This window comes from Shewanella sp. ZOR0012, assembly GCF_000798835.1.
GTDB classification, from domain to species: domain Bacteria; phylum Pseudomonadota; class Gammaproteobacteria; order Enterobacterales; family Shewanellaceae; genus Shewanella; species Shewanella xiamenensis.
Genome location: NZ_JTLE01000094.1, coordinates 3,984,894 through 4,010,265 on the forward strand (window position 1 = coordinate 3,984,894; position 25,372 = coordinate 4,010,265).

Here is a 25,372-nt window from a genome sequence, read left to right on the forward strand (position 1 = left end):
CACAAGTGCGGTTAATTTTCAGCCGCTGTTTTTGACACGGTTAGCTTGGCTAAGCCTTGGGCGATATGATGCACTTTCGTAACTTACGCAGCACTTTCTCTTGCATCAACTTAAACTGTTTACGATTAATAAACATTGCATGACGCTGAAGCATTTCACTCCGAGCCATAAAGGCGGTTTCATCGTACTCATTTTTCAAATAAACCATTAGACCATCTCTAAGTGCCAATTTGCGTTCTGCCTCATTTAAATTGCTGAGTATGTCAGGGTTATAGATTTCGACAGATTTAAACAAGTGACTCATTTTATGTAGGTCTTGCAGCAACAGAGTACTTCCAGACTGCTGGGGGCGGTAGACGTTTTCATATCGTGAGATGGATAAGGGGTTACCATCTTCATTAATGAGCATCGATAGCCTATTCTTGGCCTGTTTATGCGACTTCTCTAACAACTTTTCTGACTTACTATAAACAACGATGTGGCTATCACCTTGCTTGCAGATGTACATCGTTTGAACAAAGCGCATTTCCTTATGCTCATGCTGACTGTGGTTACTAAAATGTTTAACCTTTGGCTTATCTACAATCACTAAGGGTGTTGAAACACACAACAAATCTATGGCGACATCACAACGAGTGACCTTAGCGTTTTGCATCTTTGCCTTATAGTCTTTAATGCACTTAGAACGCTTAAGTTGATAGAAAAACTCACTAATCTGTTTGGGCGTAAACCTCGCAGGAATAAGCTCAAATCTTAGCTTATTGTGCTGGGTGGCACGACTTTTAGCGTTATCACCGAAGAAAATGCGTATCTGTGCGGTCTTATCAGTCTTTAATGAGAATGTCAGTACATCACTATAGAATTGGCCATTCTGGCGCTTAGTTTTTTTCTTAGAGCACCTGAATTGGGTGCTTTCATAGATAGACGGTAATTGACGGTATAGCTCATTCATCTCATCTTCAGCCACATCCACAGTAATATGCAGTTTATCGATGATGGGATAACACGCCCATGCCTGTGGATTGGCTAATTGAAATGCAAGCAAAATACTCTGAAGGTGCAGGCCTTTCGCGCTATCAGAGACATAACCTACAGTGGCATGTTGCAATGCGTATTTCAGCGCTTTTGTGTCCATCACGTTTAGCGCTGTATGCTCGGCTAGACGTAGGTGCATAGACTTAGAGACAAACGCGTTATGGCTAACACGATACTGAGGGATGGCTTCTAGATAGTTATCTGGTGTAATGTGAATATCATTGTTAGTGTGGTCTAAGTACTTAGAACTATTAGACATAGTACTATTAATGATTGATTTAGATGATTTGTGTTTCATTAGAATTCTCTCTGTAAACTGTTAAATAGAGGGGAGGGATCCCTCCCCATCACAAACCGAATTAATCAACGATATTGGCAATTACCTGCCATTTTTCAGAGGGACGTCCGGTCTTCTTGTTGATATTTACAGATTTAATAACCCCTTCATTGACCAGCACTTCCAGTGCCTTTTTGGCTTTGTCGTTGTCATTTTTGATCCCATCCCAATTACGTTGAGTGATATCACGAGTAGTGAAGCAGCGATCTTTATCCATGAGCTTGTTGAGGTTTTTCAAGATTTTCAGTGCATTTTGCATTTTTGGAGTTTTAGAACCCCAAAGTTTTTTCTGGTGACTGAAGTAATGCATTGCCAACTTCCAAGCCATGTCTAGATCTTGCCCAATAAGTGTTTTGAGTGTGAAAAGGGAGTTAGGATCTGCTTCATATTGACGAAGTACAGCTATGATAAGCGCCAGACTTAATATCATGTCGGGGTATTTTGATAGCTTGTTCTTGATGCTGGTTGGAATTGCGTTTGATTGCTGTGCTTTGATGATTTTTTCTTTATATGTCTTGAAGTTACTTTTGGCATCATCATCCAGTGTGACGTTGACAAAATCGGTACTGACACTTGTGTGGAGATAGAAATCAGAAAGTAGTTTTTCAAATGTTTCAAGGCAGTTGTCAGTATCCGAATCTAAACTCAAGTTAGCTTTTCTAGGGCCAACCACTTCCTGCTCGCTCGGAAATGCAATGAGCTGAATGCGGTCAAGATAACCATCATCAGGCCATTTCCCTGACTCAATGTTGTTGATCGATTTTGCAATGGTTGAAGGTTGTGTCGTTCCAAGTAGACTAATGATTGGCGGATGCTTTGTGCGTGTATGGTTAAATGCCGTGACATTCGTGTAATGGTTCTTACCGTCCATTCCTTCTATCACAAAACGTCGCAATTCCGCATTTTTGCTTGAGTACATATCTGTCAGCAATGGTGTCATTTCATCTCTGTAGACCAAAACTGGCGCCGCAAGTCCAATACACCCTTTCATCGTTACTGTTTGTACACAGAAGATTTTTGGCAATGGATTCTTTGGGATTGGTAGATAACTTTTGACCAATACATCAATCTGCTGCCTTAGATGTTCGATTTGAAGTACGTCTAGATCCTCTGATTGGCTATTTAGGTTGACAAGTTGCGCATTCAACTTTTGGACTGTATTTTCAACAGCCTTATTGTGTGATTTTGCCTTCAATTGTTCGATTTTGAACTGTTCACAATCAAGTTCATACTTTTCGTTAGCATGTTGCTCTACAAGGTTAAGGAAACTGACAATTGCAGATACCGGTGCAGACTTCCGATTACCAGGATTGGCTATCACAATGCCAGACAAGTTAGGTGTTATGACGTGAAGTTCATTTTCTACATCAGGTTGAATTTTAAAGCGATTAGCAATAGCTACGCTCAAAACTACTAAAAGAGGTACAACCGTAAACTCAATACGTGACTCGGTTTTAACCGCTATTGTTTGAGCAATTGCTTGTCCAAGCTTTGGCAACACAAGGCGTGTCTTTAACGGTTTTGTTTGAGAGACAACACGATTTTTGAAATCAGCTATAGAGAAAAGCTTTGGTTTATCCACGGTTGCCATCTTCGACTTATGTTCCTTTGGGGATGGGGGTTTAGGCTTTCCGATCTTTTGTTTATTGTTTGGTTTAGCTTTCATAGTTGCTTGTGATGCTACTTTAGCCTTGCTATTTACCATTCGCTTTAGGTTTGACATGAGGTGTTTTCCTTTTTTCATGAGACCCCCTAATCCTAAGAACTTTGCGATTTGGTATGACGTATTTCAAATTTGTTTTGATGATTTCTAACAAACCCTGTTGTGCTGTGGCTTACGAGCCAGTTACAAGATATAAAAATGAGATTATTTTTTAAAAGTTAAGATTTAGTTTGAAAGATAGTTATCCATCATCGCTATTACGTTATTGTATTTAATTAACTTATTTCGTTCTTTTATCATTGAATACATAAATGGTATCTAATGCAAGATACATATCCGGTGTTTTGTATTGGATACGTATTGTGTTTGTTATATCATTGCTGCCAATGACGCAGAGTTTTGAGGCTAGATGATTGGGATATCAAGAAAGACGTGTTACCTAAGTGGGATAAAGGGTTTAGAAGTTAGCGGAATCAAGGGGGGAGAATGAGCAATATAGGTACGGAAATCAATCCGATTATACTGACACCGGAAAGTTCATCACCGAGTTTGGCTATGAACGACCTTTATTCTAAGCGCGATTTTTTGTTGGAATGCACACGTCTTGGGATGACAGGACAAAATATTGAGGATCTAAATCGAGATTTTCAAGAGAGCAACTATGTATTAAACGTTATATCAAATCCTTATTTAGACGCTAACCTAGTGAAAATGGCATTATTTTTATACACTAAATTAGATGAGGAAGGAAGTATATTTGTTGTTTCAAGGTCAGAAGTGGATGAAGTTAATTTAGAATATTATGGTTCTGATGGTAATATATATTTAAAGTCTCGTGATGGATATGTTGATGTAAAACCTTACAACTTCAATGACATACGCATATTATCTGGTGAAATTTTTGATGTTTTAAATATGGTCCTTTCCTTTCCTAGGCTAACTGGTTCTTTGAGAACTTTACATAGATTTTCATATATTACAGTTACAGATATTAATGAGCATAACACTGTTGATGGGGTGAAATTACTTAGAGAAAAATTAAAAAATAAGAAAATAACTTCTGATAAATGTCACAAATATACACTGGGTCGGTCTCCATTAAAACATATAAGAATCTCGAATTATATGAGGGCGGTAGACCTATCTGATAGATGGATTTATAGTGAATAATGATATTCAACATGTAAATCTTTTTGGTTCTAAAAATTATGCACATGGAGTAATTGTCATGGGACGACGATACAGACGCAGACGCAATGCCAGCCAGATAATCTCTGACTCGGTCGTTATCGGTAGTCGATTGCCTTGGTACGGTGCACTGTTGTTTAGTCTCATCTCCTTCCTCATCTTCTACTACGTTGTTCCACACTGGTTTGAGTCTAGGCTTGCTGCGGAAGCGGGAAGCCGTGTTTATCCCGCAGTGGAAATGATGTATAGCCGTGGCATACGGCTATTTCACTATCTAGGCATCGTTACAGGCGCTGTGGGACTGTTTTTCTGTGTGAGGAACTACTTTCTTATGGGGACGCTGGAACGCCGCCACAGAGGTATCGTGGCGCTATTAGCTAGGATGTTGGGGCATTATTGGGATTAAAATAATGGAGATAAAACGATTGGATTATCAGGAGACGTTTTTAAACGCTATCGATAAAACGTTAGAACTAGGGTTAAATTTAGATTCATACCCAAAAGAATTTAGTGAACCGTGTCCTGAGCATGTACGTGCTTCAATATTGAAACTAACGGCTGACGTCCTCAATGGTAATGGATTTAGATGTTCCTCTGAACTGGCAAACAAATGTGTTCCAGTGCATCTAATCATTCAGTACTGGCTAAAACAAGAATTGAATATAAGCAGCCATATTACTATAGGTGAGCGGTATTGGAGTGACGATGAAATATATTGCAAGATGTCTTACGACTATATCAAATCAGAGATGATAGCCCCTAACCACAGCAAACCAATAAATGCACATGTATGGTTAACGCTGCCAGATGGGAGCATATTGGATTGTACTGCTGAGGCATTTTTGGATGTTACTGAAGATCGGGGAGACTACCCAGTCAATCAATGTCTAATGTTTGTTAGACCAAGTGAGACGCCTCCTTCCGGCTATCACAGACCATATCTTGTCGGTACAGATTTTCTTGAAAAGGCAGGAGTTATTAAACTAGGTTAGTGATGTAACATCAGGGAGTTTACTATTTATGCAAAATTGATGCGTAAGTGCTGAATTTTCTTTGACCATTGTACACTTCTTCTCAAATAGCTCAAAAATGAGCGTTAATACTCATTTTTTGCATGCTTAGTTATTAAAATACAGACCTTTTCGAACAATAAAGTACATTGTAACTCATATAGTTTCTATCAAATAGGTCAATTACCTAAGTCCTTATAGAGTAATTAAGTTACAGGTTATTAACAGTTATATAAAGATTGTAAATATTCTATGAAATGCATCTTCAGTTGGCAATAATTGTTTTAATTGTATTGCTTAAATGGAGGTTATATAAGGTGGGTATACGGAATATTTTTATTTTAATGATTATTTTTTGTGGTTTTTCATCAAATGCTAATCAATCATCTCCGACTGAACAAGTAAAAACTTTTAATCTTGATAAGATAAATATCAATGGCGGTTTTGGTGATGAGTTTGATATTTCATCTGGAACTATAGGCTTCTCTCGCGAAGATGGGAATATACCGGGGAATTTCCCTATAGATGTCAATTATAAAATTAAATATACAACAAATTTCCCTATGATACATGGGTGGGTAGAGGATATACCTAGGATATGGCTAAGTTATGCTGTTTCATCATCATTTTATCAAAATGGTAATGAAAAAAGTAACTTGCCACCATCATGGAAAATTGGGCAATATTGTAATGGGAGTGAACAATCTTATGATGGAACATCAGATACATCGATAAAAGGAATTAATAATAGATTTGCATTCTCCCAAGCTAAGTTAAGCGTCCCAGGCAAGGTAAATGATGAATCGTTATTAATCTCAGAGTCACTTAATGGTTCTTACTATGGGGCAAAATATGCAACAAAGTCAAACTGGAAAGTTGAATGTTTTTCCTCAGAAAATGGAGTCAATGGATTTAAAGCAACTTCTCCTAATGGAATAATATATTATTTTGATCAAATTGGCAGTTTCCCAAGCTCAATAGAAAGCAATAAATCTAACCCTAAGTTAAGTGTTTTTTTGTCCGAAACGATGACAGGTAGATGGCATAATGATGATGACCCTTTTTATATGTATTATGTTGAAAAGTCGTTATTTGTTAGCAAGATTGAGGATAAATTCGGTAATTGGGTGAAGTATGAATATGACCGGAATGAGATTAGTTCTCATGGTGTATATGCAGTTGACTTATTATCTTTGCGACGTATCCATAGTAGTGATAATAGAGAGTTAAATGTAACTAGAGGCGAGAATGAAACTATCGTCAATTCTTCAGGTCATGTTTGGAAATATACTACTATTATACCAACTGATCAGTATTCAAGAGAGTTGAAAAATCACTTAATTGTTACTCAACCTGATTCTAAGCAATGGTCATATAAACTGTATTCTACCGACGTCCACATGGCTGGGAACTCAGATGGTCAATACACTTGTTTCAGAGCATTTACCCCCGATGTATCTAAGCTTCAGCCTATGGTGATTAAAAATCCCCAAGGTTCTGAGATGAAGCTTTTTTTTGGATACATTAGAAGTGATGTGTCTAATATTCAGACAAGTAAAAATGGACATGATTTCGGCTCCCCAGAAAGACGGTGTCATTATTCATTTGCGTTAAAGAGTAAATCAATCACATCAAATGACAATGAATATGTGTGGACTTATAATTATTCTGATACTTTAGGTGTTTTTGATATAGAAGATGGAAAAGGTCCAGAAGGTAGTTATTTGAAAGGGGCTGTGCCAAATGGAATTGATCGCCAGCACACTAGAACATTAACAATAAAAGATCCAAATGAATCGATTGTTAAGTACTTCATTAGTAGAAAGTCAAATACCTACTTAATTGGCAGTATTCTGGCGGCTGAGTTTTATGATAAATTAGAAAGTGGATTGAAAAAAACTATATTTTATGAATATAGTCGTTCTAGTTCAAAAGGCAAGAATCTGACATTTATGCGAGATAGTGATCTTTCTAGGCATAAAGCATTGGTTACAAAAATGACAACATTGTTAGGTGAAGATTCATATGTTGTAGAAAACAAATATAATGAATTTGATGGCGTAATTAATAAAAGAGAGTTGAACTCATTCGGTTTTAATAAAGATGTAAAAACCACTTTTTTTAATGACTTTAAAAATTGGCATTTAAACCAGACTTTAAAAGTTGAGGTGTCTGACAATGATGTATATAAGCCGATTGTTGGATATGTATTTAAGGAGGTTGGTAATAAATCAATACCAATGATTAGTGAGGAACATAATTATGGGAAACTGTCTAAAAAGATTGAATATCATCAGGATGGAAATGTTTTTGTAACTAGGTTTTTAGATTCAAATAAGTTTGAAAAATTGGAAGATTACTTCCGTGGAAAAGCTCGTAAAACAACTCTTCCTTGTTCAACGACGAATGGATGTAACACTGCGAATGGTAGTACTTCAAACTCCATAATGGCTTTACTGGAAGTTAATTCAGATGGCACCACAAAAAGTGTCACAGACTTTAATGGCAATAAAACGTCTTACACCTACAACCCTATCGGCTGGTTAACAAAGATTGACTATGCAGATCCTAAGTGGGCTGACAAAGTTATTAGTTATGCTGTTGTTAGTAGTCTTGGTGATGGCGTTGGCGGCAGTGATGTTGCCGTCGGCAGTTTGCGTCAGACTATTTCGCAAGGGAATTACGAAAAACGGATTTATCATGATGGTTTGTTGAGGCCTATTTTGACTCAGGAACGTGATATATCCAACCCATCAACGACCAGATATCGGTCATTTGCATACGACCATGATAATCGTCAAACATTAGCCAGTTTCCCAAGCGCTGATGCAAGTAACCGGATAGGAATGGAAACTGAATATGATGCTTTAGGGCGAGTGATTACCCAGACTCGAACGAGCGACGGAAGTGTCAATCGTCGTGAATATCTTTCTGGTAATAAAGTTGCCGTGACTGATGGAGAAAACAATACAACGACAACGACATACCTCGCCTACGGCGAACCCTCATTTGATAAACCAACTTTAATTGAGGCGCCAGATACCGATGATGTCGTAATTGATTATAACGTATTTGACCAAGTGACAAGCATTCGACAAGGTAATGTGACTGAAACACGAATTTACGATGCTTATCAACAATTGTGTAAGCAGGTGCGCCCTGAAACAGGGATTTCGGCATTTGGTTACAATGGACAGCGCCAACAGATATGGCGTGCAGAAGGGATTAGCGGCTCAACCACGGCTTGTGATGCAAGTACTGTCCCTGCGACACACAAGGTATTATTGAGTTATGACAACTTAGGGCAATTAAGAACCGAAAACTTTCCTGATACTACGCCCGATAAAACCTATAGCTATGACGGCAATGGCAACCTCACCTCTTTAGTGGCAGGTTCTGTAAACTGGACATATTTGTACAATAGTTTGAATACAATTGAAAAAGAGAACCTTGCACTCGATGGAAAGAATTTTGTTCTGGACTGGGAATATAACAACCTAGGCGGTCTGAACTCTCTTAAATACCCATCTGGCGCAATAGTTGATTTTGCACCTAATGCCCTGGGTCAAGCAACTAAGGCCGGAAGTTATGCTTCAGGAGTAAGTTACCATCCGAACGGACAGATTAAGCAATTCACGTATGGTAATGGGATTGTCAGAAATGTTGCGTTAGACACGACAGGCCGTATCGATGCATTGACAGATATCAAAGCCGGTTCAGTCAAAAATAGTCTCGACCCAAGTTATGACTATAACGACAATTTGGCCCGTCTAATCGATTGGGTAGACCGCAACAATGATGTAGATAATCTCACTTATGACGGAGTCGATAGACTTAAATCTGCTGATGGCAAGTGGGGTACCGGTCTGTATAACTATGATGGTTTGGGCAATGTGCTCAGCCGCAGTCTAAATAACTCAACCATTACCTACAATTACAATTCACTTAACCGCTTAAACAATCTAACGGGTGCCTATGCCTATGGTTACCAATACGATACTCGCGGTAATGTGACCAATAACGGACGCTATAGCCTTGCCTATAACTTAGGCCAACAAATGACCTCGGCTAAAGGGATTAGCTATGTTTATGATGGTCATAATCGAAGAGTTAAACAAACTAAAGCAGATGGTTCTCACTATTCTGTTTACAGCCAGGCAGGTCAGTTGTTGTATCGTGAAGCTGCGAATGGGACAAAAAGTGATAATGTATTCTTAGGGAAGCAATTAATTGCGGAGGTCGATAATGCAGAAAGTCATTATATAAAGTTTGAGAGAACTAATCCTCCAGCAGTTTGTAGGCAAGAACCAATACTTGGTTCAAAAAAGACAAAGACAATCTGTACTCAAGATAAAAAAGGATTTAGTTGGACAACTCAAAATGCCAGTTCTTGTTCGGGGGAAGTTCAACGCTTAATTGGAACAAATATATCTGGTACGACCGAAATTTCAGGCACTTCTGGCAGCTTGAATTTGGGGCAGAATTTTACGTTAAATGTAACTATTACATGTCTAACAAATTCAAATCAAACTATAACAGCGACTTATAGCTTGTAGGCCTGTTAGTTAGGAGTAAATATGAAATATAAAAATTTGATATTTTTTTGTTTGGTTTATGTAATCTCTTTTAATCTTATGGCTACCGTTGTGAGATATCAGCACACAGATATGCTAGGTTCTGTGATATCTGAATCTGATGAGGCGGGCAATATTATCAGTCGTAGCCATTATGAACCTTTTGGTAAACGCATAGGTGGAGACAAAGAAGGTGTTGGCTATACTGGGCATGTACATGATAGAGACTTAGGTTTAACGTATATGCAGGCACGATATTATGACCCACTTATAGGCCGTTTTTACATTAATGATCCTGTGGATGTAATGGAGCATATTGATCGCGGAAGTCCCATACATGCCTACAACAGATACACTTACGCTAATAATAATCCCTATAAATATGTGGATCCTGATGGCGAATTTGGTGTCCAAATTGGTGCAGGAATTATCGGATTTGCGATAGGTGCAATTTCAGAAGCTATTACAAATGATAATGCTAATTTTGGTTCAGTGATGATGGCTGGCAGTGTAGGTGCTGCTGTCGGTGTGGCGACAACATTTGGAGGAGGTTTTTTCGGTACGATGGCGGTTGGAGCGGGTGCTAATGGAGTTGGTGAGGTAGCAAATCAGACTATAAAGGGGGAGTTTAGTCCTGGTAAAGTGGTAGGTGCTGCTGCTGTTGGAGCTGTGGGTGGTGCAATAGCTAAAGGGGCTGCGAACATGGCTGTTGCTAGTAGAAATTTACCAAATAATACAGCAACTCAAGCTTCTCATAATATGACTGGCTCATCTTCACAGCGAGTATTAGCAGATTCAAAAACGTTGAGTTCAACGCCTTCGAATAGGGCTGTCGCTGAAGTTAAGTTAGGGGGGGCATATGGAGCTGGATATGCTGCTGAGGCAGCTCATCAGCAAAAATCTTGTAATGACACATCGTGTAGATAATATATTGAAATGAAAATACAAATTACTGCTGCAAAGTCCGAAAAAAGCAAAAAGAAGAGAGCAATCATTGCATATATTGGCTTAATATTTGCCTGTTTGATTATTTTTCTTTTTGGGGTTCAAGTGGTTGAACTATATGGTTTTTCTTTGGGTACTAGAATAAGGGATGTTGAGATTTCAAAGGTATTGTTGGTGTTTTTTACAATGATACCCATAGTTGCAGGGGTGATATGGGGAATACTTTTATTTATAAGGTATCTGTTCATTAAGTTAAATCTCTAGTGATTTAATTTTTGCTCACTTAAAGCATGGCCCGTGAAGTAGGGCTATGCTTTTGTAGAGCTTAGCATTTGGTTTGTTCTTATGAATATGTTGATATATTACGTCCCGTTATTGCAAGTGAAAACGAAAATAAGGCGTTGATTTTCGATAATATATTCAAAGTCTTGAATAGACACATATTCGTGTCTCAGCTGTATGATAAGGTTCGCACCAGCTCGTCCTTGCAAAGCGAAAAGCACACTTAGGTTGCTGTTTTGGACAACAGGTCTGAGCTAGTACACAGAAGATTCGAGGTTACCTTGCAAAAGTACACATTATACACCTCAAATGAAGACACTATTGGAGCCGATGGAGAACGGGATCAATCTTAGGCTAAACATAATCCTAGGTAGTGCGCCAATTCGACTGTCTGATTTTGCTGGCAGTATTGCTGAAATTCATGATGGTTACTCCACTCATATATCTAATTTTGCAATAGAACTAGCTAGGATCCGCGTTGAATCGTACTGAAAAATACTAATAGCAAAGCTATTGAAATAAATCCTGAGTTCATTATAGTCTTGCCCATTTTAAGATGCGTCTTAAATGCTTCTGAACACTTAATATACAAAATTTGACTATTTATTCACTATTCAATATTCAATATTCAATATTCAATACATAAGCGCTGAATAGCAGCTAACTCACTTTGATTTATGCTAAAACAGCTCAAAACTGCACGTAAACACACGATTTCTGTATGTTAATACATCTTAAAATGCAAAAGTGATTGTTCGAATATAAAAGTAACTGCGATATCGCAATGTTGTTTAGCAGCTGTGCTGTGGGGCTGAAAGTCGTCTAGTGAAGTAGTGGCGATTCAGAGTATTTGCCTTGAAGCTTTTGCGTCTCGTTTCAACTCGATTACTGACAGCCGATAATCTGCAACGTGCCTATTTGAGTGGATCTATAGTCCACCGATTTTGTTTGTCTTTGGGATCTTGGTCCCAAAATTTAAGATTTGTTTGAATTGAAGGTCATAACAGCTCAACTTAATATGTATAATAAACGCACCTTATTTATCATCTGCTACTAGGCTGAAAACTATGCTAAATATTGGTGATCCTACACAAACCGAACGAACTCATGCGTTATGGCGACTTGGCTTTAGACCTTTTTTTCTTGGGGGAGCAATAGTAGCTGCGTTATATATCCCTTTGTGGTTAATAACTTGGTTTACTCCTCAATATAGTTTTTTTCCTTCGTCATTTTGGAGTAAAGTATTGCCCCTATGGTGGCATCCACATGAAATGTTGTTCGGTTTTGCAATCGCAATTGTTTGTGGTTTTTTACTTACTGCTGTTCAAAATTGGACAAATCAACCCACATTAAAGGGATGGCCACTTGCATTGACCTTTAGTTGTTGGTTGCTGGCACGATTATTACTTTTACTCCCTATTCAAATTCCACTCATCTTACCTGCATTGTTTGATTCATTGTTTCTTGGCTTGGCAAGCCTTACCCTATGGCGCTGTATTTATAAGGTTAAGCAATGGCGTAATATTGGTTTTCCAATTATGTTGTTTGTTGCACTCGTGATTAACAACATCAGCTATTATGCTCTATTTGAACGTGACTTCATCCTTGCCAATCAAATTTGGCAGGCCATGTTATGGTGGTTAGCCTTACTTATCACAATTGTTGGTGGGCGCGTCATTCCGTTTTTTACTGCTATGCGCATTAAGGCAACCAAAGCTGAACCCTTAACTTGGATTGAGTACCCACTTATCGTGACTATGATCTTGCTTGTTATTCAATCACTCATTCATTTCATCCCTCTTGAAGTTGCACGAGGCTTATTGTTGATTGCCGGGCTTTTGCAGCTTGTCCGATTTGTACGCTGGTTACCCCATAAAACACTGACGGAACCTATGCTGTGGTCCTTGCATCTTGCCTATTTAATGTTGCCACTTAGCCTGTTAGCCATGAGTTGGTATCTCGATAATGAATATGCCTATCGCAGCCTGCTTCACCTATTTGCTATTGGTTGTATGGCTACCCTGTGTCTTTCGATGATCTCCAGAGTGTCACTCGGACACACGAGCCGAAATATTTATGAAGGCCCGAAAATGATTTTGGCATTTATCTGCCTACCATTAGCGGCACTGCTCAGGGCATTGATGCCCATCTGGTTTCCGGCCCACTCCCAAGTATGGTTATGGTTGGCTGGCACTTGCTGGTTTATCGCATTTGCACTATTTGTATGGCATTACCTGCCTATTCTCACCCGCCCCCGTATTGATGGGCGCCCAGGTTAATATTGATGTTCTGACAAAAGGATACAAAGTGAAAATTTATTTAAAAACAGTCATATTACTCAAGCTGATTGGCTTTCTCGTTATTGCTACATGCACATCTGTAGCGGCTTCTGATACCAGCAATCAACAAAAATATCCTAATCAATATCAATCTTGGCAAGCCACATCTGAACAAGTTGAGCGCGAGGATATGCTCGCAAATTATCCTGCCAGTATCATACTCTGGGCAGGATCTTCCTATGCAAAAGAGTACCATAGCCCACGGGGACACCATTTCGCCGTTGCCGATGTGACACAGACTTTACGTACAGGAGTGCCCCCTAAAGCAGGAGAGAAGGGCTTATCCGCCAGTTGCTGGACCTGTAAAACACCTGATGCGCCCAGATTGATAGAACAATTGGGATTTGAAGGGTACTCTGCCAAAAACTTTACCGATTTGGGCAAAGAGATCCAAAGTGTCGTCTATTGCAGCGATTGCCATGAGTCTGGTACACAGAAATTAGCCTTACCTCGCCCACATGCTCAAGATGCAATGGCCAAAGTTCACTTGCCATTCGATAAACAAGATAAAAATATGCAAGGCGCACAGGTGTGCGGTCAGTGTCATGTGACTTATTATTTCCGTCCAGAAAAAAGTAATGTCGTTAATATTCCTTGGATTTTTGGTAGTACCGCCGATGATATTGAAAAATATTACGACACTCGCCGCTTTTTTGAATGGATCCACCCCATTTCAAAAACGCCCATACTCAAAGCACGTCATCCTGAGTTTGAGCACTGGAGTCGTAGTAAACACGCCGAAGTCGGTGTCACTTGCATTACTTGCCATATGCCAACCCAGCAGGATGCAAAAGGTGTTGAATTTACGAGCCATAGAGTTGATAAGGCCTTACCGCACTTTGATAGTAGCTGCAGCGGCTGCCATAGCAGCAAAACCAAAATCGAAACTAAACTCGCGGCGAATAAGTTAACTATTGAAACAAAAGCCCGCGAAGTTGAAGCTCTGCTCGTCAAAGCCCACTATGAAGCCAAAGCGGCATGGGATGCTGGTGCGAAATGGGATAACATGAATGAGCCTATTATGGCGATACGCCACAGTCAGTGGCGGTGGGACTTCGCGATGTCTTCACATGGTTTGTATGCACATAATCCAGAGGAAGGTAAGCAGCTTTTAGATAAAGCCATCGAACAAGCGAGCGAAGCACGTCATCTGCTCGCTGGAATATTGAAGCAACTTAACGTGACCCAAGTTAGCTATCCAGATATCAGCACTAAAGAAAAGGCCCATCAAGCGATAGGATTAGTTGAGGCCAATTTAATTAAAGAAAAACAAAAGTTTATTGAGAATGATGTTAAGAAACACTGGCAACCAGTTAGTCAATATGGTTATTAGTAATTGACATCCTCCCCCCCCCCTAAAGGAGGTGGATTCCTACCGCTAGACGGCCATGCACAGCCGCAAGAATGTTCTTCGCTGCTTTGATATCTCTATCATGCGTAGAGCCACAACTGCTACAAGCCCATTCTCTTATTCGCAGACCTGCTCTACCTTTCGGACTGCTGGCGGGGATTTCCCCCCAGCACGAACAAGTTTGGGTTGTGTAACTTTCGTTGATTTCTTCAAAAACAACCCCTGCGTGAGCGCATTTATATTCCAGCATTGTTTTGATCATTCCCCAGCCTGCATCCAAAATGGACTTAGCCATTTTGGTTTTGCCAAACCTAGGGAATTGACGTCACCAACGAAAATCGCCGCGTTTTCATTGACTAGCTGGCGACTGTATTTATGCAAGTCATCCTTCTACGATTGTGGATTTTGGCGTGGTTCGCTTTCGCTCGTTGTTGTTTGTTCGCCCGTTGAGCGATGCCTAATGGCCGCTCTAGCTTGCGATATTGCCGACCAGTGACACCGTCGCCATTGCTATCCGTTGCGGCCTCTTTACAGCCAAGGTCGATACCGACACTGGCTGTACCTGAGCTTTGATATGTATATACTGGCATTAAAGTACCAGCGGCCGCGAGCATCCTCGTTGAATGAGGCCGTTTTGAACTGGTATTGACTCAGGCCGTAGCTATCCCACACGCTGTAATAGCGACCATTGAAAAACACTTGGCTATTTTTCCATTTTGCCGCCCCCGTGTTTACTGGTATCCAGCAAAGTGAGCGTTTAGCACCGCCAGATTTGCGCCAGTTCAACTTGGCCTTTTTAAACTGTTTTCTACGAGAAGCGTACTCTTTGGCAATACATTGAAGCGTCTGATGTGGGAGAGGAATAAAGTTTCTTACTATGACGGGTTGATGTAGGAAAAGCATCTTACACACATAAATAAATCTGAAAAACAATTATTCACTGACTGTACTGTGTATGGTCAGTGGTTTTCTGGGGGATTTATGTATCTCATACAATCGAGCGACGTTTACAAGCAGACAGAGTCATCGGTCATTGATAGCAGCTATCAATGTAGCCCTGTAGCGGGAAATATTGGCTCACTACCGACGTTGTTTAATCAAGATGGTTCATTCAACCAGAGACTATAAAATTTTCTGTGTAATTGGCTTGCGGTAATCCCCCTCAAATTAACTGACGTCAAAAGTAGAATTTTCTCGTACTATAAACGCCGGATATTCGGTATGAAAATATCAAAACTTACTGATAGCTAAATCATGGTGATCCTTAAACAAGCCGATGCTGGAACGCTTTTTACTGGGCTGTGCGGTAAGCATGGTATAAGTTCGGTTACCTTTTACAAATGGCGCGCCAAATTCGGCTGTATGGATGCATTGTTGATGGTCAGTCTCAAAGCGATAAGTTAGATACAACCCACTTTTTTGTAGTGTATTTCCCACTCTTTATATTTTTCTTTCAATATATTAAGGTGATTATCACTGCGTTTTCTAATCGACTTTTTGACTGTTACTTCACCGAGATCAACACCAGACAACTCCTTACTGAACATCTTAGGTATTACATGGCTATAGTGTTTTTCAATCATTGCAACACTAGTACCACATTGTTTCGCCAAGACTTCCATATTGACCCCCGCTAAGAGTTGCCAAGTGATATAACTGTGACGTAAGGAGTAAAGTGACCTATCACCATGTGGGGAGTTCTTTAAACCTGCGTTTTTCAACGCCTTTTCAAAGGTCTTCGTTAGCTCATTAGTTGTGTTTCCATCGGCTAAACGGAAGAGCTTGTCTGTGGGCTTCCGGTTTGGGAATCGTTCGCGCAATGATTGTAAGCTCGACAGGACCTCTTCACGGCACACAATCTCACGAGTGCCAGTATGCTTTATGGTTTTGCCCTTGGTGACGGTGATAAAGAACTGAACAGCAATGCCATTGGTCTGGAAGCGGATATCGCCCCACGTTAAATTATCCATTTCAGTACCAGCCCTGATACCTGTGTAGACAGCAAATTCCATATAATCGATGAGCAATTCACGGATTTGTCTGGTCTTTTCTTTACGGCTGTTTTCCTCCAAGGCAACCACTGCATCAAAGGCTTTTTCATACTCTTCTGGTGTGAAGTGTGCACGTCGCTGTGACTCAGCACCTTTAGTCGATAGAGATGGCACTTGGGCTGCCAGCATCCACTTGTTGTCGACAGCTTCTTTGAACACTAACTGCATGGCAGCATTGTGGTTCAGTAGCGTCGACTTTGCTGGCTCACGGCCGAATTGCTCTATTCGCCATTTATCAAATTCACGTAGCTTGTCACTGTCGATAGAGGTGATGTAAGTTCGGTCGAAAAAGGGGATATGGTACTTGCGAAGTACCTGAATGTAGGTTGTTAGTTTGTGCTTTTTTGGATTCTGTTTGTCTTTGTCTTTTTCTTCATCCTTTTCGATTATATCCTTCATAACTTGAATGACTTTATCTGCTACGTCACGAAAACGTTTAGAGCTAACTATAATGTTATGTTCATCCATGAACTCGAATTCCACTTGTAGGCGGTGAGCCATGGCTATGGCTTTCTCTTTTTCCTTTTGCTTTGTGGCTTTAGCAATCCACTTGCCAGCAACTTTAATCCGCGCGTACCAACGCTCGCTATTATCCTGCTTATAGACGTATAATTCGTCTGAAATATCGTGTCGTTCGAGTTGTTTGCTCATGGTCAGCGTCTGATGTGGGTTTTGCAAAGAATTTGCAAAGTGCGATAATGATGTCGTAACTTGCTGAAAAATAAAAGTGGTTTTAAGCACTATCTTTTCAAAATCCGCCGCCCTTAAAAGCGTGACGGTTCGAGTCCGTCCTCTGGTACCATCCCTTTCAAAGGGACTCAAACCGACCTAGAGTCGGTTTTTTTGTGTCTTAAATTTGCTCCAAACATGCAACTTAGTGGGACTCGGCAATATCCATTTGTGTCATAGTCACGCCTTTGATTTGGGCATAGATAGCCTTTCCTGGAGCGAGTTGTAACTCGTCACAAGCCCATGGGGTGATGTTGGCCCACAGTTCTTCTTTGCCTAGTGCAATTTTTAGCTGAATTTGCTCGCCATTATCGCTGGGGTAGAGCTCTTTTATGTTTCCTCTTAGTAAGTTACGAATACTCGAGCCTTTAGGTTCTTCAGTGCAAACCGAAACATGGTTCGCTTGAATGCGTACCTTTAACTGTTTATGGGTGGGGGGCAATTGGCCGCTGACCCAGAGCTGATTGCCGTCATCCATCAACAGTCTGGTCATTGGATAATCAGGATGTCTGTCGGCGATTCTGGCGCTCAGCAGCGAACTTAATTCCTGCAATGGTACCCAGGGGCGCATTTGTTCACTATTCCATACCTGTGTTAGCGGTCCTTGGGCGATCATTTTTCCTTGATGTAACACCAACATATGGTCGGCAAGTTGTAGGATTTCATCCAAGCTGTGGCTCACATAGACGATTGGTAGCTTCAATTCCTGCGCTAGGGTTTGTAGGTAAGGCAGCAATTCGCGTTTTCGGGGTAAATCGAGGGAAGCTAAGGGCTCATCCATCAATAGCATTTGCGGCGAGGTGAGTAGGGCTCGGCCAATGGCGACCCGTTGTTTTTCACCGCCAGACAGTGTGCTGGGATAGCGGCTTAAGAGTTTTTCTATACCCAGTAGCGAGACAACTTTATCAAACAATTCAGGTGCTTTATGACGCATCCCATAGGTGAGATTGCCCTTCACACTGTAATGGGGAAATAATCTCGCTTCTTGAAAGACATAGCCAATTCGGCGTTTTTCAGGGGGCAGATTAACGGTTTTATGCTTGAACAATAGTGTATCGCCCAGGCTAATTTCGCCTTTGTCTGGCGTGGTTAATCCGCCGAGTAAATTCACTAAGGAGGTTTTGCCCGCTCCTGATCGGCCGAATACGGCTGTGACGCCCTGTAATGGTAAATGGGTGTACACCTTGAGTTGTAGTTGGCCGAGTTGTTTTTCAATATTGATGTTTAACATACGCTTGCCGTTCTTTTGAGGGCTTTTTTTGTGAGCCATTGGGAGGCGAGTAAGGAGGCCAGCGCTATCACTATCGAGATGATACACAGGCGCATTGCCTGATATTCCGCCCCCGGTGTTTCGATAAAGGAATACATGGCCAGCGGAATGGTGCGAGTTTCGCCGGGAATATTGGAGACGAAGGTAATTGTCGAGCCAAATTCCCCTAGGCTGCGGGCAAAGGCGATGATCATTCCCGACACTATTCCGGGCGAGGTGAGCGGCAGGGTGATGGTCAAAAATACCCGCCAGCGGCTGCTTCCCAAGGTGCGCGCCGCCTGTTCGAGGCGTATATCGACGGTTTCGAAGGATTGACGTATGGCTCTGACCATTAAAGGAAAGGAGACCACAGCGGCGGCGAGTGCCGCGCCGCGCCAGCTAAAGCTAAAACTTACGCCAAACCAGTTATAGAGCCATTGTCCGATTACGCCCTGACGCCCCATGCTGATGAGCAGCAGGTAACCGACCACCACGGGCGGTAACACCAGTGGGAGATGTAGGAGACTGTCGAAGATAGCCTTACCGGGAAACTCCACGCGCGCTAGCAACCAAGCGCATAAAATGCCTAAGGGTAAACTGGCGAGCACGGCAACCGCCGAGACTTTGAGACTCAGCAGCAGCGCGGTGGTTTCGTATTCGCTGAGCAGTGGCCCGTTAAACAGCGAGCCACTCAAGAGAACATCACTCAGCACTAGTTCACTCCAAAGCCATATTTTTCAAATACTGCTTTTGCACTAGAGCTTTGAAGGTATTGATTAAAGTCTTTAGCGCTGGCGGTTGATTCTTGCTTAGTTAAGGCGCTGGGATATTCAATCGGGCTATAGCTGGTGGCGGGGAAGGTCGCCACAATTTTAATCTTTTGCGCTACTTTGGCATCGGTCGAGTACACGATACCGAGCGGGGCTTCGCCCTGTTCTACCAATGCTAAAGCGGCGCGCACATTGTTTGCTCTCGCTAGGAGTGGCTCGGCGGTTTTCCAAAGGTTCAGGTTTTCAAGTGCTTGCTTGGCGTATTGTCCGGCTGGGACATGGTCAGGGTCACCTACCGCTAAACGGCTGCCATTGACCGCGGCCTTAATATCCCAATCACTGTTTAGGGTGACTTGGTCTACAGGGCTATTTTTTTCGGCAATCAACACTAAGGTATTTTTTAACAGGGTAATACGGCTATCGGCATTCACCGCCTTGGCATCGACAAGGTAATCCATCCATTTTTGGTTTGCGGAGATAAACAGATCGGCAGGCGCACCATTAGCGATTTGTTTGGCGAGTGTTGAGGAGGAGGCATAGGAGAAAATCACTTTCGTTTGATGTTCTTTCTCATACAGCTGGCCAATCTCATTCAGCGCATTCGTGAGGGATGCGGCAGCAAAAACAGTCACTTGCTCTTTGTCTGCGGCAAAGGTGACGCTGCAACTGAGGGCTAAGCCAACGACTGAGGCTGTGGTAAAGCGTAAAAAGTGTTTGAGCGAGCTCATGGTGTTCCTCCGTGATAAAAAGTGATCGTTATATACCAATCTATATATCGATCATTCAAGCCCCGATGTGTAAATTAGTGATCTCGGCTCGATTTATCTGCCAAAACAGCAATACCTTGGTGGATATTTCCGACCGTACGTATTGGTATCTCAAGATTGATCAGGGAGAATAACATTCACTTAAGCTAAGGCGCGCAGGAACATGGACTTACACGCACTATTGACATTGTCATTGGGGGACAAACCCTTCGCCAATCCTCGGCGGATAGCTTTGCTGCGCCAAGTGGCTAACACTGGGTCTATCAGCCAGGGCGCGAAGTTGGCTGGGATCAGCTATAAGGCCGCGTGGGATGCGATAAATGAGATGAATACCACTATGCCCGAGCCTGTCGTCAGCAGCGAAAAGGGTGGTAAGGGCGGTGGTGGTGCCAAACTGACCGAGTTTGGTGAGCGTTTACTTAAGGTGTATTCCATCACCTCGCAGGTGCAGGAAATGGCGTTGTCAGCGTTGCTGGATGATTCGGTCGACATGCACAGTTTGTTAGATGTGATGGCGCATTTCTCCCTTAAAACCAGTGCTCGCAACCAATTAACGGGGCGTATCCACAGCATTGAGCCACTCGGTTTGAATGACAGTCTGAAGGTGACATTGGCGGGGGGGCAACAGATCCAAATCTCAGTGACCCATGCCAGTTTTGAGCGTCTGCAGTTAGCCTTGGACCAATCGATTCTATTGTTGTTTAAGGCGCCTGCGGTGACTGCTAGTCGTGATGCCTGCCAGAGTGCGGGGCAAAACTGCGTCAGTGGGCACTTACTGAGTGTGACTGAACTTGCCGATAAGGCTGAACTAGCCATAGAAATTGGTGGCAAAGAGATTATCTATTCGGTGATGCCACTGGCCGATATTCAAACGCTCAACGTAGGCGAGCCATGCTTTGCCTGCTTTGATGCCACACAAGTGATTGTTGCCAGTATGAATTAAGGCATTAAGCTAAGATGCTAGGCATCCCGTGGTAAGCCTTTTTGGATGACCCTAACCAGTCGCTCCGTTTTACGGTTATTGGTTTGTGAGCCGCCCGCACGTTGCCGCACTAGGGCCCAATCGATATGTTCTTTCACCATTTCATCGACATCTGCTTGGGCTTTACGTTGTTTAAGGGCGGCGATGATTTGCGGCGAACTCGGCGCATTGCCTAGGGCGACGGCGATATTGCGTAGCCAGCGCTGATGACCAATACGGCGAATGGCGCTGCCTTCGGTCTGTTTAAGAAACTCGGTTTCGCTCCACGCAAACAAGGTGAGCAGTTCAGGCTGCTTGAGTTTAGGTCGAATGTGGAAATCACTCTCCTGAGTCAGCGGCGCCTCGCGATTGACCGGACACACCAACTGACAATCGTCACAACCGTAAATGCGATTTCCCATTAAGGGGCGAAACTCCTCGGGAATGGCACCCTGTAATTCGATTGTGAGATAAGAAATACAGCGCCGTGCATCCACGGTATAAGGCTCGACTATGGCGCCTGTCGGGCAGGAGGTGATGCAGGCCACGCAGGTGTTGCAGTCTTCCTGGATAGGAATGTCTACGGGTAAGGGCAGGTTGATCAGCAATTCCCCAAGGAAGAACCAGCTACCAGCATCGTGATTAAGGATAAGTGAGTGCTTACCTGTCCAGCCTATGCCAGCTTTTTCGGCGAGTGGACGTTCGAGCACTGGGGCAGAATCGACAAAGGGTCTAAAGTCGGCAGCATCGAACCCGAGAGAGACAAGCTCGCTACTGATTTGATCCCCCAGTTTTTTTAAGCGGGCACGGATGAGTTTGTGGTAATCCCTACCGCCCGCGTAACGCGAGATATAGCCCATATTCGGCGAGGCTAAGTTAGTGGCAAAACCCGCCTCAGGCGGTAGATAATCCATCCGTGCTGAAATCACTCGAACTGTGCCTGGGTGCAATTCGTGGGGGCGGGCACGCATCATGCCATGGGTGGCCATGTAGGCCATTTCTCCTTGATATCCTTTATCTAACCACGCTTCCAACTTAGCTTCTTCCGCGGTTAAATCGGTGTCACAAATCCCTATTTGGGTAAAACCGAGCGCCTTTCCCCAGTTTTTAATTTGTAAAGCGAGGCGGGATAGGGTGGCTGCATCGGGAATATTGGCGGGAGAGGTTGCTGTGGTTGACATGGAAGCTGCGTTGAACTTAATAAGATGGCGCTATGATAGCAGTTTTAAGCCGCTGCGGACGAGTTTAGTGTTTAGGGCATTTAAGCCAAACAGCAATTGTTACTTTCTTCTGTGCGTAAATCAGATCTATGATTAAGATTAAACTTCCCCTTTGGTCTTGCCTATGTTATCCGCCATCTCCAAGTACTGCTATCGATTGTTATTAGGTGTGAGCTTAGGTTATTCAGGGCTAAGCTTTGCGATAGTGGCTCCAGTGCGTTTAGTCACAGAAGCTTGGCCGCCTATGAGTTTTGAGCAAGATGGTGTACCCACTGGTTTTGGGGTGGAACTGGTGAATATGCTGCAAGCTCGCCTTGGACAGCAAGAAAAGATTGAAGTATTGCCTTGGGCGCGGGCGTATTCGATCGCGAGTACAACGGCAAATGTGCTGCTGTTTGCGACATCTATTAGCGATGAGCGGGAAGCCAATTTTGATTTTATTGGTCCCATCGCGACTAGTAACATTACTCTTTACACCAGAGCGGACGATCCTATCAGCATCAATCACTTGTTGGATGTGAATACGGCGGGAATTGTTGGTGTGTATCGAGAGTCTGTGGGGGCACAACTGTTGCAACAGCAGGGAGTTAATGCCCTCTTAGTGGCAAGTTTTCCACAGCAATCGGCTAAACAGCTGTTGTTTTCGCGGATACGATTCTGGTGTCAGGCTGATCTGGCGGTAAAGCATATACTTGAAGATGTTGGGGCGAAGGACTCGGCTATTAAACCTGTTTATATTATCGCTGAAATCCATCTTTATCTTGCTTTCTCGAAGGGGACACCTGCCGAGACTGTGCAGCGTTGGCAAGTTGAGTTAGAAAAGCTAAAAGAGTCAGGGGAGTTTGCAAAGGTCTATCAAAAATGGTTTGGCGCACTGCAGCCGCCCCTCGAAAATCAGATTTTTTGGCGTAAAAATAATTCAGCTAGCAGGTAAGTTCCGCAGCTTTAACACAGTTTCTTCCGGCATTTTTGGCTTCGTACAGCGCGCTATCAGCCCGTTTCAGTAAACGGGCAAAGCTTTCATCTTGAGGCTTTTTCTCTGGACATAAGGTGGCAACTCCTGCACTAACAGTCAGTTTTAACTCTTCCGGTAAATTAATGGTGCCGTAACGGCTGATTAAGCTTTGTAATTCATGGGCCAGCTCCCAAACACGTTCAGCGCTGGTATTGGGTAATAAGATCAAAAACTCCTCACCGCCGATCCTGCCGATTTGATTGCGGTCCGCGGCAAATTCTTTGCAGGCCTGGGCTATGGTTAAAAGTGCTTGGTCGCCAATTTCGTGGCCGAAGTTATCGTTGATTTTTTTAAAATGATCGGCATCGAAGATGATGATCGAAAAAGGCATTTGCTGTTTAAGCGCTTGCTGAAAATACTGCTCTGCTTGGGCATATATATGCCTGCGATTAGGCAATTGGGTGAGATAATCGGTTAAGGCGATGGTTTGTAGTTGGCGGTTTCTGTGCACTTGCTTATAGGCAAATAGCGACACTATGCCCAAAATACAGCCCGTCAACAACAGAATGATAAGCTGTAGTGACTTATTTTTTTCGAGCAAGGCTAATTCTTGCTCTTTTAATTTTTGATTATCAATCAATCGCTTGTTTTCAGACTCGATCCTACTGGTATCAAATTTTACTTTTAATTCAGTTGTCTGGTGAGCCGTGGAGTTGTTATCAACTTTCTTCGTTAGATCAACAAATTGCTGCAGAGTATAGTAGGCTTGCTGTAAGTCCCCCATCGCAGCATAGATATCACTCTTGAGTTGTAACAGTTGAATAAGACCACGGTCATTATGCATGGTCCGAAAAGCATTTTCGGCTGAGGCTAGTTCAGTTAGCGCCTCTGGGTAAAGAGCTTGTTGATAAAGGATTTTTGCCATAAAAAGCTTCATAAAACTATAAGCTCCGGGCTCTTTCTCTGTAATGTCGAGTGCAGCCTCCTTTAAATAGTTTTCCGCTTCCTGTAACCGGTTTAATTGAATAAGACTGTAGGCAATATTCGTTGCATTTATTGCAGCCACAAGCTTGTACTTGTGGTCTTTAAAGTATTGGTAACTAAAGCGAAAGTTCTCTATGGCTTGCTCATGCTCCCCTATTTCATCTAGGGCGAGTCCAATATCTGAAGTTACACCAGCAACTTGATCCATATTGCCATTTTTTAAATATAACTCTTTGAGTTTTTGATAGTATTTTATTGCGCTTTCAGGGTCGCCATAGCGTCTAAAGCTGGTGGCAATATCGGTCAAGTTTATATTGGCCCAGCCTGTGAGATTTAATGATTCATAAAGCCCTTGGGCGGTGACAAGATCGTCTAATGCCTCTGAAAAGTCACCAATATAGGAGTGTAGTGCTCCACGAAGACTGCGGGCATCGGCAATGAGTTTTATATCTTCATGCGCGTATGCGCTTTTCACGCCTTTATTATAACCTTCCATAGCTCCGCTAATATCACCACTTAGCTGTAAAAACCAAGCATGGCAAAGGGTTATATCGGTAATAAAATGGGCCGAAGCGGTAGATGGAATATGTGAGAGCATTTGCTCGGCATAATTAAGCGCGTTAGTTATTTGGCCTTCATCATCTGAAGGTTGGCTCCAGCACTTGATTTGGTTAAGTTTTTCAATACGTTCTATATCATCACTTGAGATGTACTGCTCTAGTAAAGCAATATTTTCCTCGATGGCTTCACGGGACATTGTCTCGCCGCTATCAAATAATTTGAATATTTGTTCGACCTGTGGCGGCTCTTCAGCTAAAGCTAGGTATGCTTGCCCGGTGAAGAGGAGTAGTGCTATGGCAAAGAATCGTCGGCAATATCGCAAGAGATAGATTTCCTGTTCACTTTGAAACAGATAGCTAACTATTATCCTAACATAAGTTTTTCACTAATTGTTTACATTG

19 protein-coding genes and 1 pseudogene are annotated in these 25,372 nt (G+C 42.4%); 10 read left to right on the forward strand and 10 right to left on the reverse strand.

What is annotated here, in order from left to right; translation table 11 throughout:
• Positions 1 to 49 precede the first annotated feature (49 nt).
• Together L976_RS19160 and L976_RS19165 are read right to left on the reverse strand one after the other, a co-directional pair.
• A complete protein-coding gene (locus tag L976_RS19160) occupies positions 50 to 1,333 on the reverse strand; it encodes a hypothetical protein (protein WP_047539359.1) in 1,284 nt (427 codons plus the stop codon).
• A gap of 61 nt (positions 1,334 to 1,394) precedes the next feature.
• Positions 1,395 to 3,116: a DUF3987 domain-containing protein gene (locus L976_RS19165; RefSeq protein WP_052184033.1), complete on the reverse strand. Its 1,722-nt coding sequence runs from the start codon at positions 3,114 to 3,116 to the stop codon at positions 1,395 to 1,397.
• Between the two features lie 405 nt (positions 3,117 to 3,521).
• On the opposite strand from L976_RS19165, the gene L976_RS19175 reads away from it, so the two are divergent.
• The 7 genes from L976_RS19175 to L976_RS19210 all read left to right on the forward strand — a co-directional run bounded on the left by L976_RS19175 (position 3,522) and on the right by L976_RS19210 (position 14,706).
• Positions 3,522 to 4,205 carry a hypothetical protein gene (locus tag L976_RS19175; RefSeq protein ID WP_047539367.1) on the forward strand — a complete coding sequence of 228 codons (684 nt, stop codon included), beginning with the start codon at positions 3,522 to 3,524 and terminating at the stop codon, positions 4,203 to 4,205.
• Between the two features lie 58 nt (positions 4,206 to 4,263).
• On the forward strand, positions 4,264 to 4,629 hold the full coding sequence (locus L976_RS19180; protein ID WP_156143209.1) for a hypothetical protein: 366 nt from the start codon (positions 4,264 to 4,266) through the stop codon (positions 4,627 to 4,629).
• A 4-nt stretch (positions 4,630 to 4,633) separates the two neighbouring features.
• The gene (locus L976_RS19185; RefSeq protein WP_231570520.1) at positions 4,634 to 5,215 is read left to right on the forward strand and encodes a hypothetical protein; all 582 of its coding nucleotides are present in this window, start codon (positions 4,634 to 4,636) and stop codon (positions 5,213 to 5,215) included.
• 335 nt (positions 5,216 to 5,550) lie between these two features.
• On the forward strand, positions 5,551 to 9,789 hold the full coding sequence (locus L976_RS19190; RefSeq protein WP_156143210.1) for an RHS repeat domain-containing protein: 4,239 nt from the start codon (positions 5,551 to 5,553) through the stop codon (positions 9,787 to 9,789).
• Between the two features lie 21 nt (positions 9,790 to 9,810).
• Positions 9,811 to 10,734: an RHS repeat domain-containing protein gene (locus L976_RS22495; protein ID WP_052184035.1), complete on the forward strand. Its 924-nt coding sequence runs from the start codon at positions 9,811 to 9,813 to the stop codon at positions 10,732 to 10,734.
• Between the two features lie 1,367 nt (positions 10,735 to 12,101).
• Positions 12,102 to 13,313 (forward strand): NnrS family protein, encoded by a 1,212-nt coding sequence (locus tag L976_RS19205; protein WP_047539373.1) that lies wholly within the window; start codon positions 12,102 to 12,104, stop codon positions 13,311 to 13,313.
• Positions 13,297 to 14,706, forward strand: a complete 1,410-nt coding sequence (locus tag L976_RS19210; protein ID WP_047539376.1) for an ammonia-forming cytochrome c nitrite reductase subunit c552 — start codon at positions 13,297 to 13,299, stop codon at positions 14,704 to 14,706. The genes L976_RS19205 and L976_RS19210 overlap by 17 nt, the downstream gene beginning before the upstream one ends.
• A 22-nt stretch (positions 14,707 to 14,728) precedes the next feature.
• Here L976_RS19210 and L976_RS23785 read toward each other — a convergent pair whose 3' ends face one another.
• Both L976_RS23785 and L976_RS22505 read right to left on the reverse strand, forming a co-directional pair.
• The gene (locus L976_RS23785; RefSeq protein WP_052184036.1) at positions 14,729 to 15,019 is read right to left on the reverse strand and encodes an RNA-guided endonuclease InsQ/TnpB family protein; all 291 of its coding nucleotides are present in this window, start codon (positions 15,017 to 15,019) and stop codon (positions 14,729 to 14,731) included.
• A gap of 61 nt (positions 15,020 to 15,080) precedes the next feature.
• A complete protein-coding gene (locus L976_RS22505) occupies positions 15,081 to 15,314 on the reverse strand; it encodes a hypothetical protein (protein ID WP_146128711.1) in 234 nt (77 codons plus the stop codon).
• 664 nt (positions 15,315 to 15,978) lie between these two features.
• On the opposite strand from L976_RS22505, the pseudogene L976_RS23695 reads away from it, so the two are divergent.
• Positions 15,979 to 16,122 (forward strand): annotated as a pseudogene (locus tag L976_RS23695) (transposase); the annotation flags it as partial.
• A 2-nt stretch (positions 16,123 to 16,124) separates the two neighbouring features.
• On the opposite strand, the gene L976_RS19225 reads toward L976_RS23695, so the two are convergent.
• The 4 genes from L976_RS19225 to modA form a co-directional block, all read right to left on the reverse strand.
• Entirely contained in the window at positions 16,125 to 17,426 is a 1,302-nt protein-coding gene (locus tag L976_RS19225) for a tyrosine-type recombinase/integrase (RefSeq protein WP_047540763.1), read from the reverse strand.
• A gap of 223 nt (positions 17,427 to 17,649) precedes the next feature.
• A complete protein-coding gene (gene modC / locus L976_RS19230; RefSeq protein WP_047539378.1) occupies positions 17,650 to 18,735 on the reverse strand; it encodes a molybdenum ABC transporter ATP-binding protein ModC in 1,086 nt (361 codons plus the stop codon).
• Positions 18,729 to 19,466, reverse strand: coding sequence for a molybdate ABC transporter permease subunit (modB, locus tag L976_RS19235; protein ID WP_156143211.1), 738 nt, complete (start codon positions 19,464 to 19,466; stop codon positions 18,729 to 18,731). Before modB ends, modC begins: the two co-directional genes overlap by 7 nt.
• Positions 19,466 to 20,251, reverse strand: coding sequence for a molybdate ABC transporter substrate-binding protein (modA, locus tag L976_RS19240; RefSeq protein WP_047539380.1), 786 nt, complete (start codon positions 20,249 to 20,251; stop codon positions 19,466 to 19,468). The genes modB and modA overlap by 1 nt, the downstream gene beginning before the upstream one ends.
• A gap of 202 nt (positions 20,252 to 20,453) precedes the next feature.
• Between modA and L976_RS19245 the strand changes: the two genes are divergently transcribed.
• Positions 20,454 to 21,233 (forward strand): TOBE domain-containing protein, encoded by a 780-nt coding sequence (locus tag L976_RS19245; protein ID WP_047539382.1) that lies wholly within the window; start codon positions 20,454 to 20,456, stop codon positions 21,231 to 21,233.
• A 17-nt stretch (positions 21,234 to 21,250) separates the two neighbouring features.
• Here L976_RS19245 and queG read toward each other — a convergent pair whose 3' ends face one another.
• Positions 21,251 to 22,432, reverse strand: a complete 1,182-nt coding sequence (queG, locus tag L976_RS19250) for a tRNA epoxyqueuosine(34) reductase QueG (protein WP_047539385.1) — start codon at positions 22,430 to 22,432, stop codon at positions 21,251 to 21,253.
• 163 nt (positions 22,433 to 22,595) lie between these two features.
• Here queG and L976_RS19255 point away from each other — a divergent pair, with 163 nt between their 5' ends.
• On the forward strand, positions 22,596 to 23,405 hold the full coding sequence (locus L976_RS19255) for a substrate-binding periplasmic protein (RefSeq protein ID WP_047539388.1): 810 nt from the start codon (positions 22,596 to 22,598) through the stop codon (positions 23,403 to 23,405).
• Here the strand turns inward: L976_RS19255 and L976_RS19260 are convergent.
• Positions 23,395 to 25,335: a GGDEF domain-containing protein gene (locus tag L976_RS19260; protein WP_052184038.1), complete on the reverse strand. Its 1,941-nt coding sequence runs from the start codon at positions 25,333 to 25,335 to the stop codon at positions 23,395 to 23,397. The two genes, L976_RS19255 and L976_RS19260, sit on opposite strands and share 11 nt — an antisense overlap.
• Positions 25,336 to 25,372 lie beyond the last annotated feature (37 nt).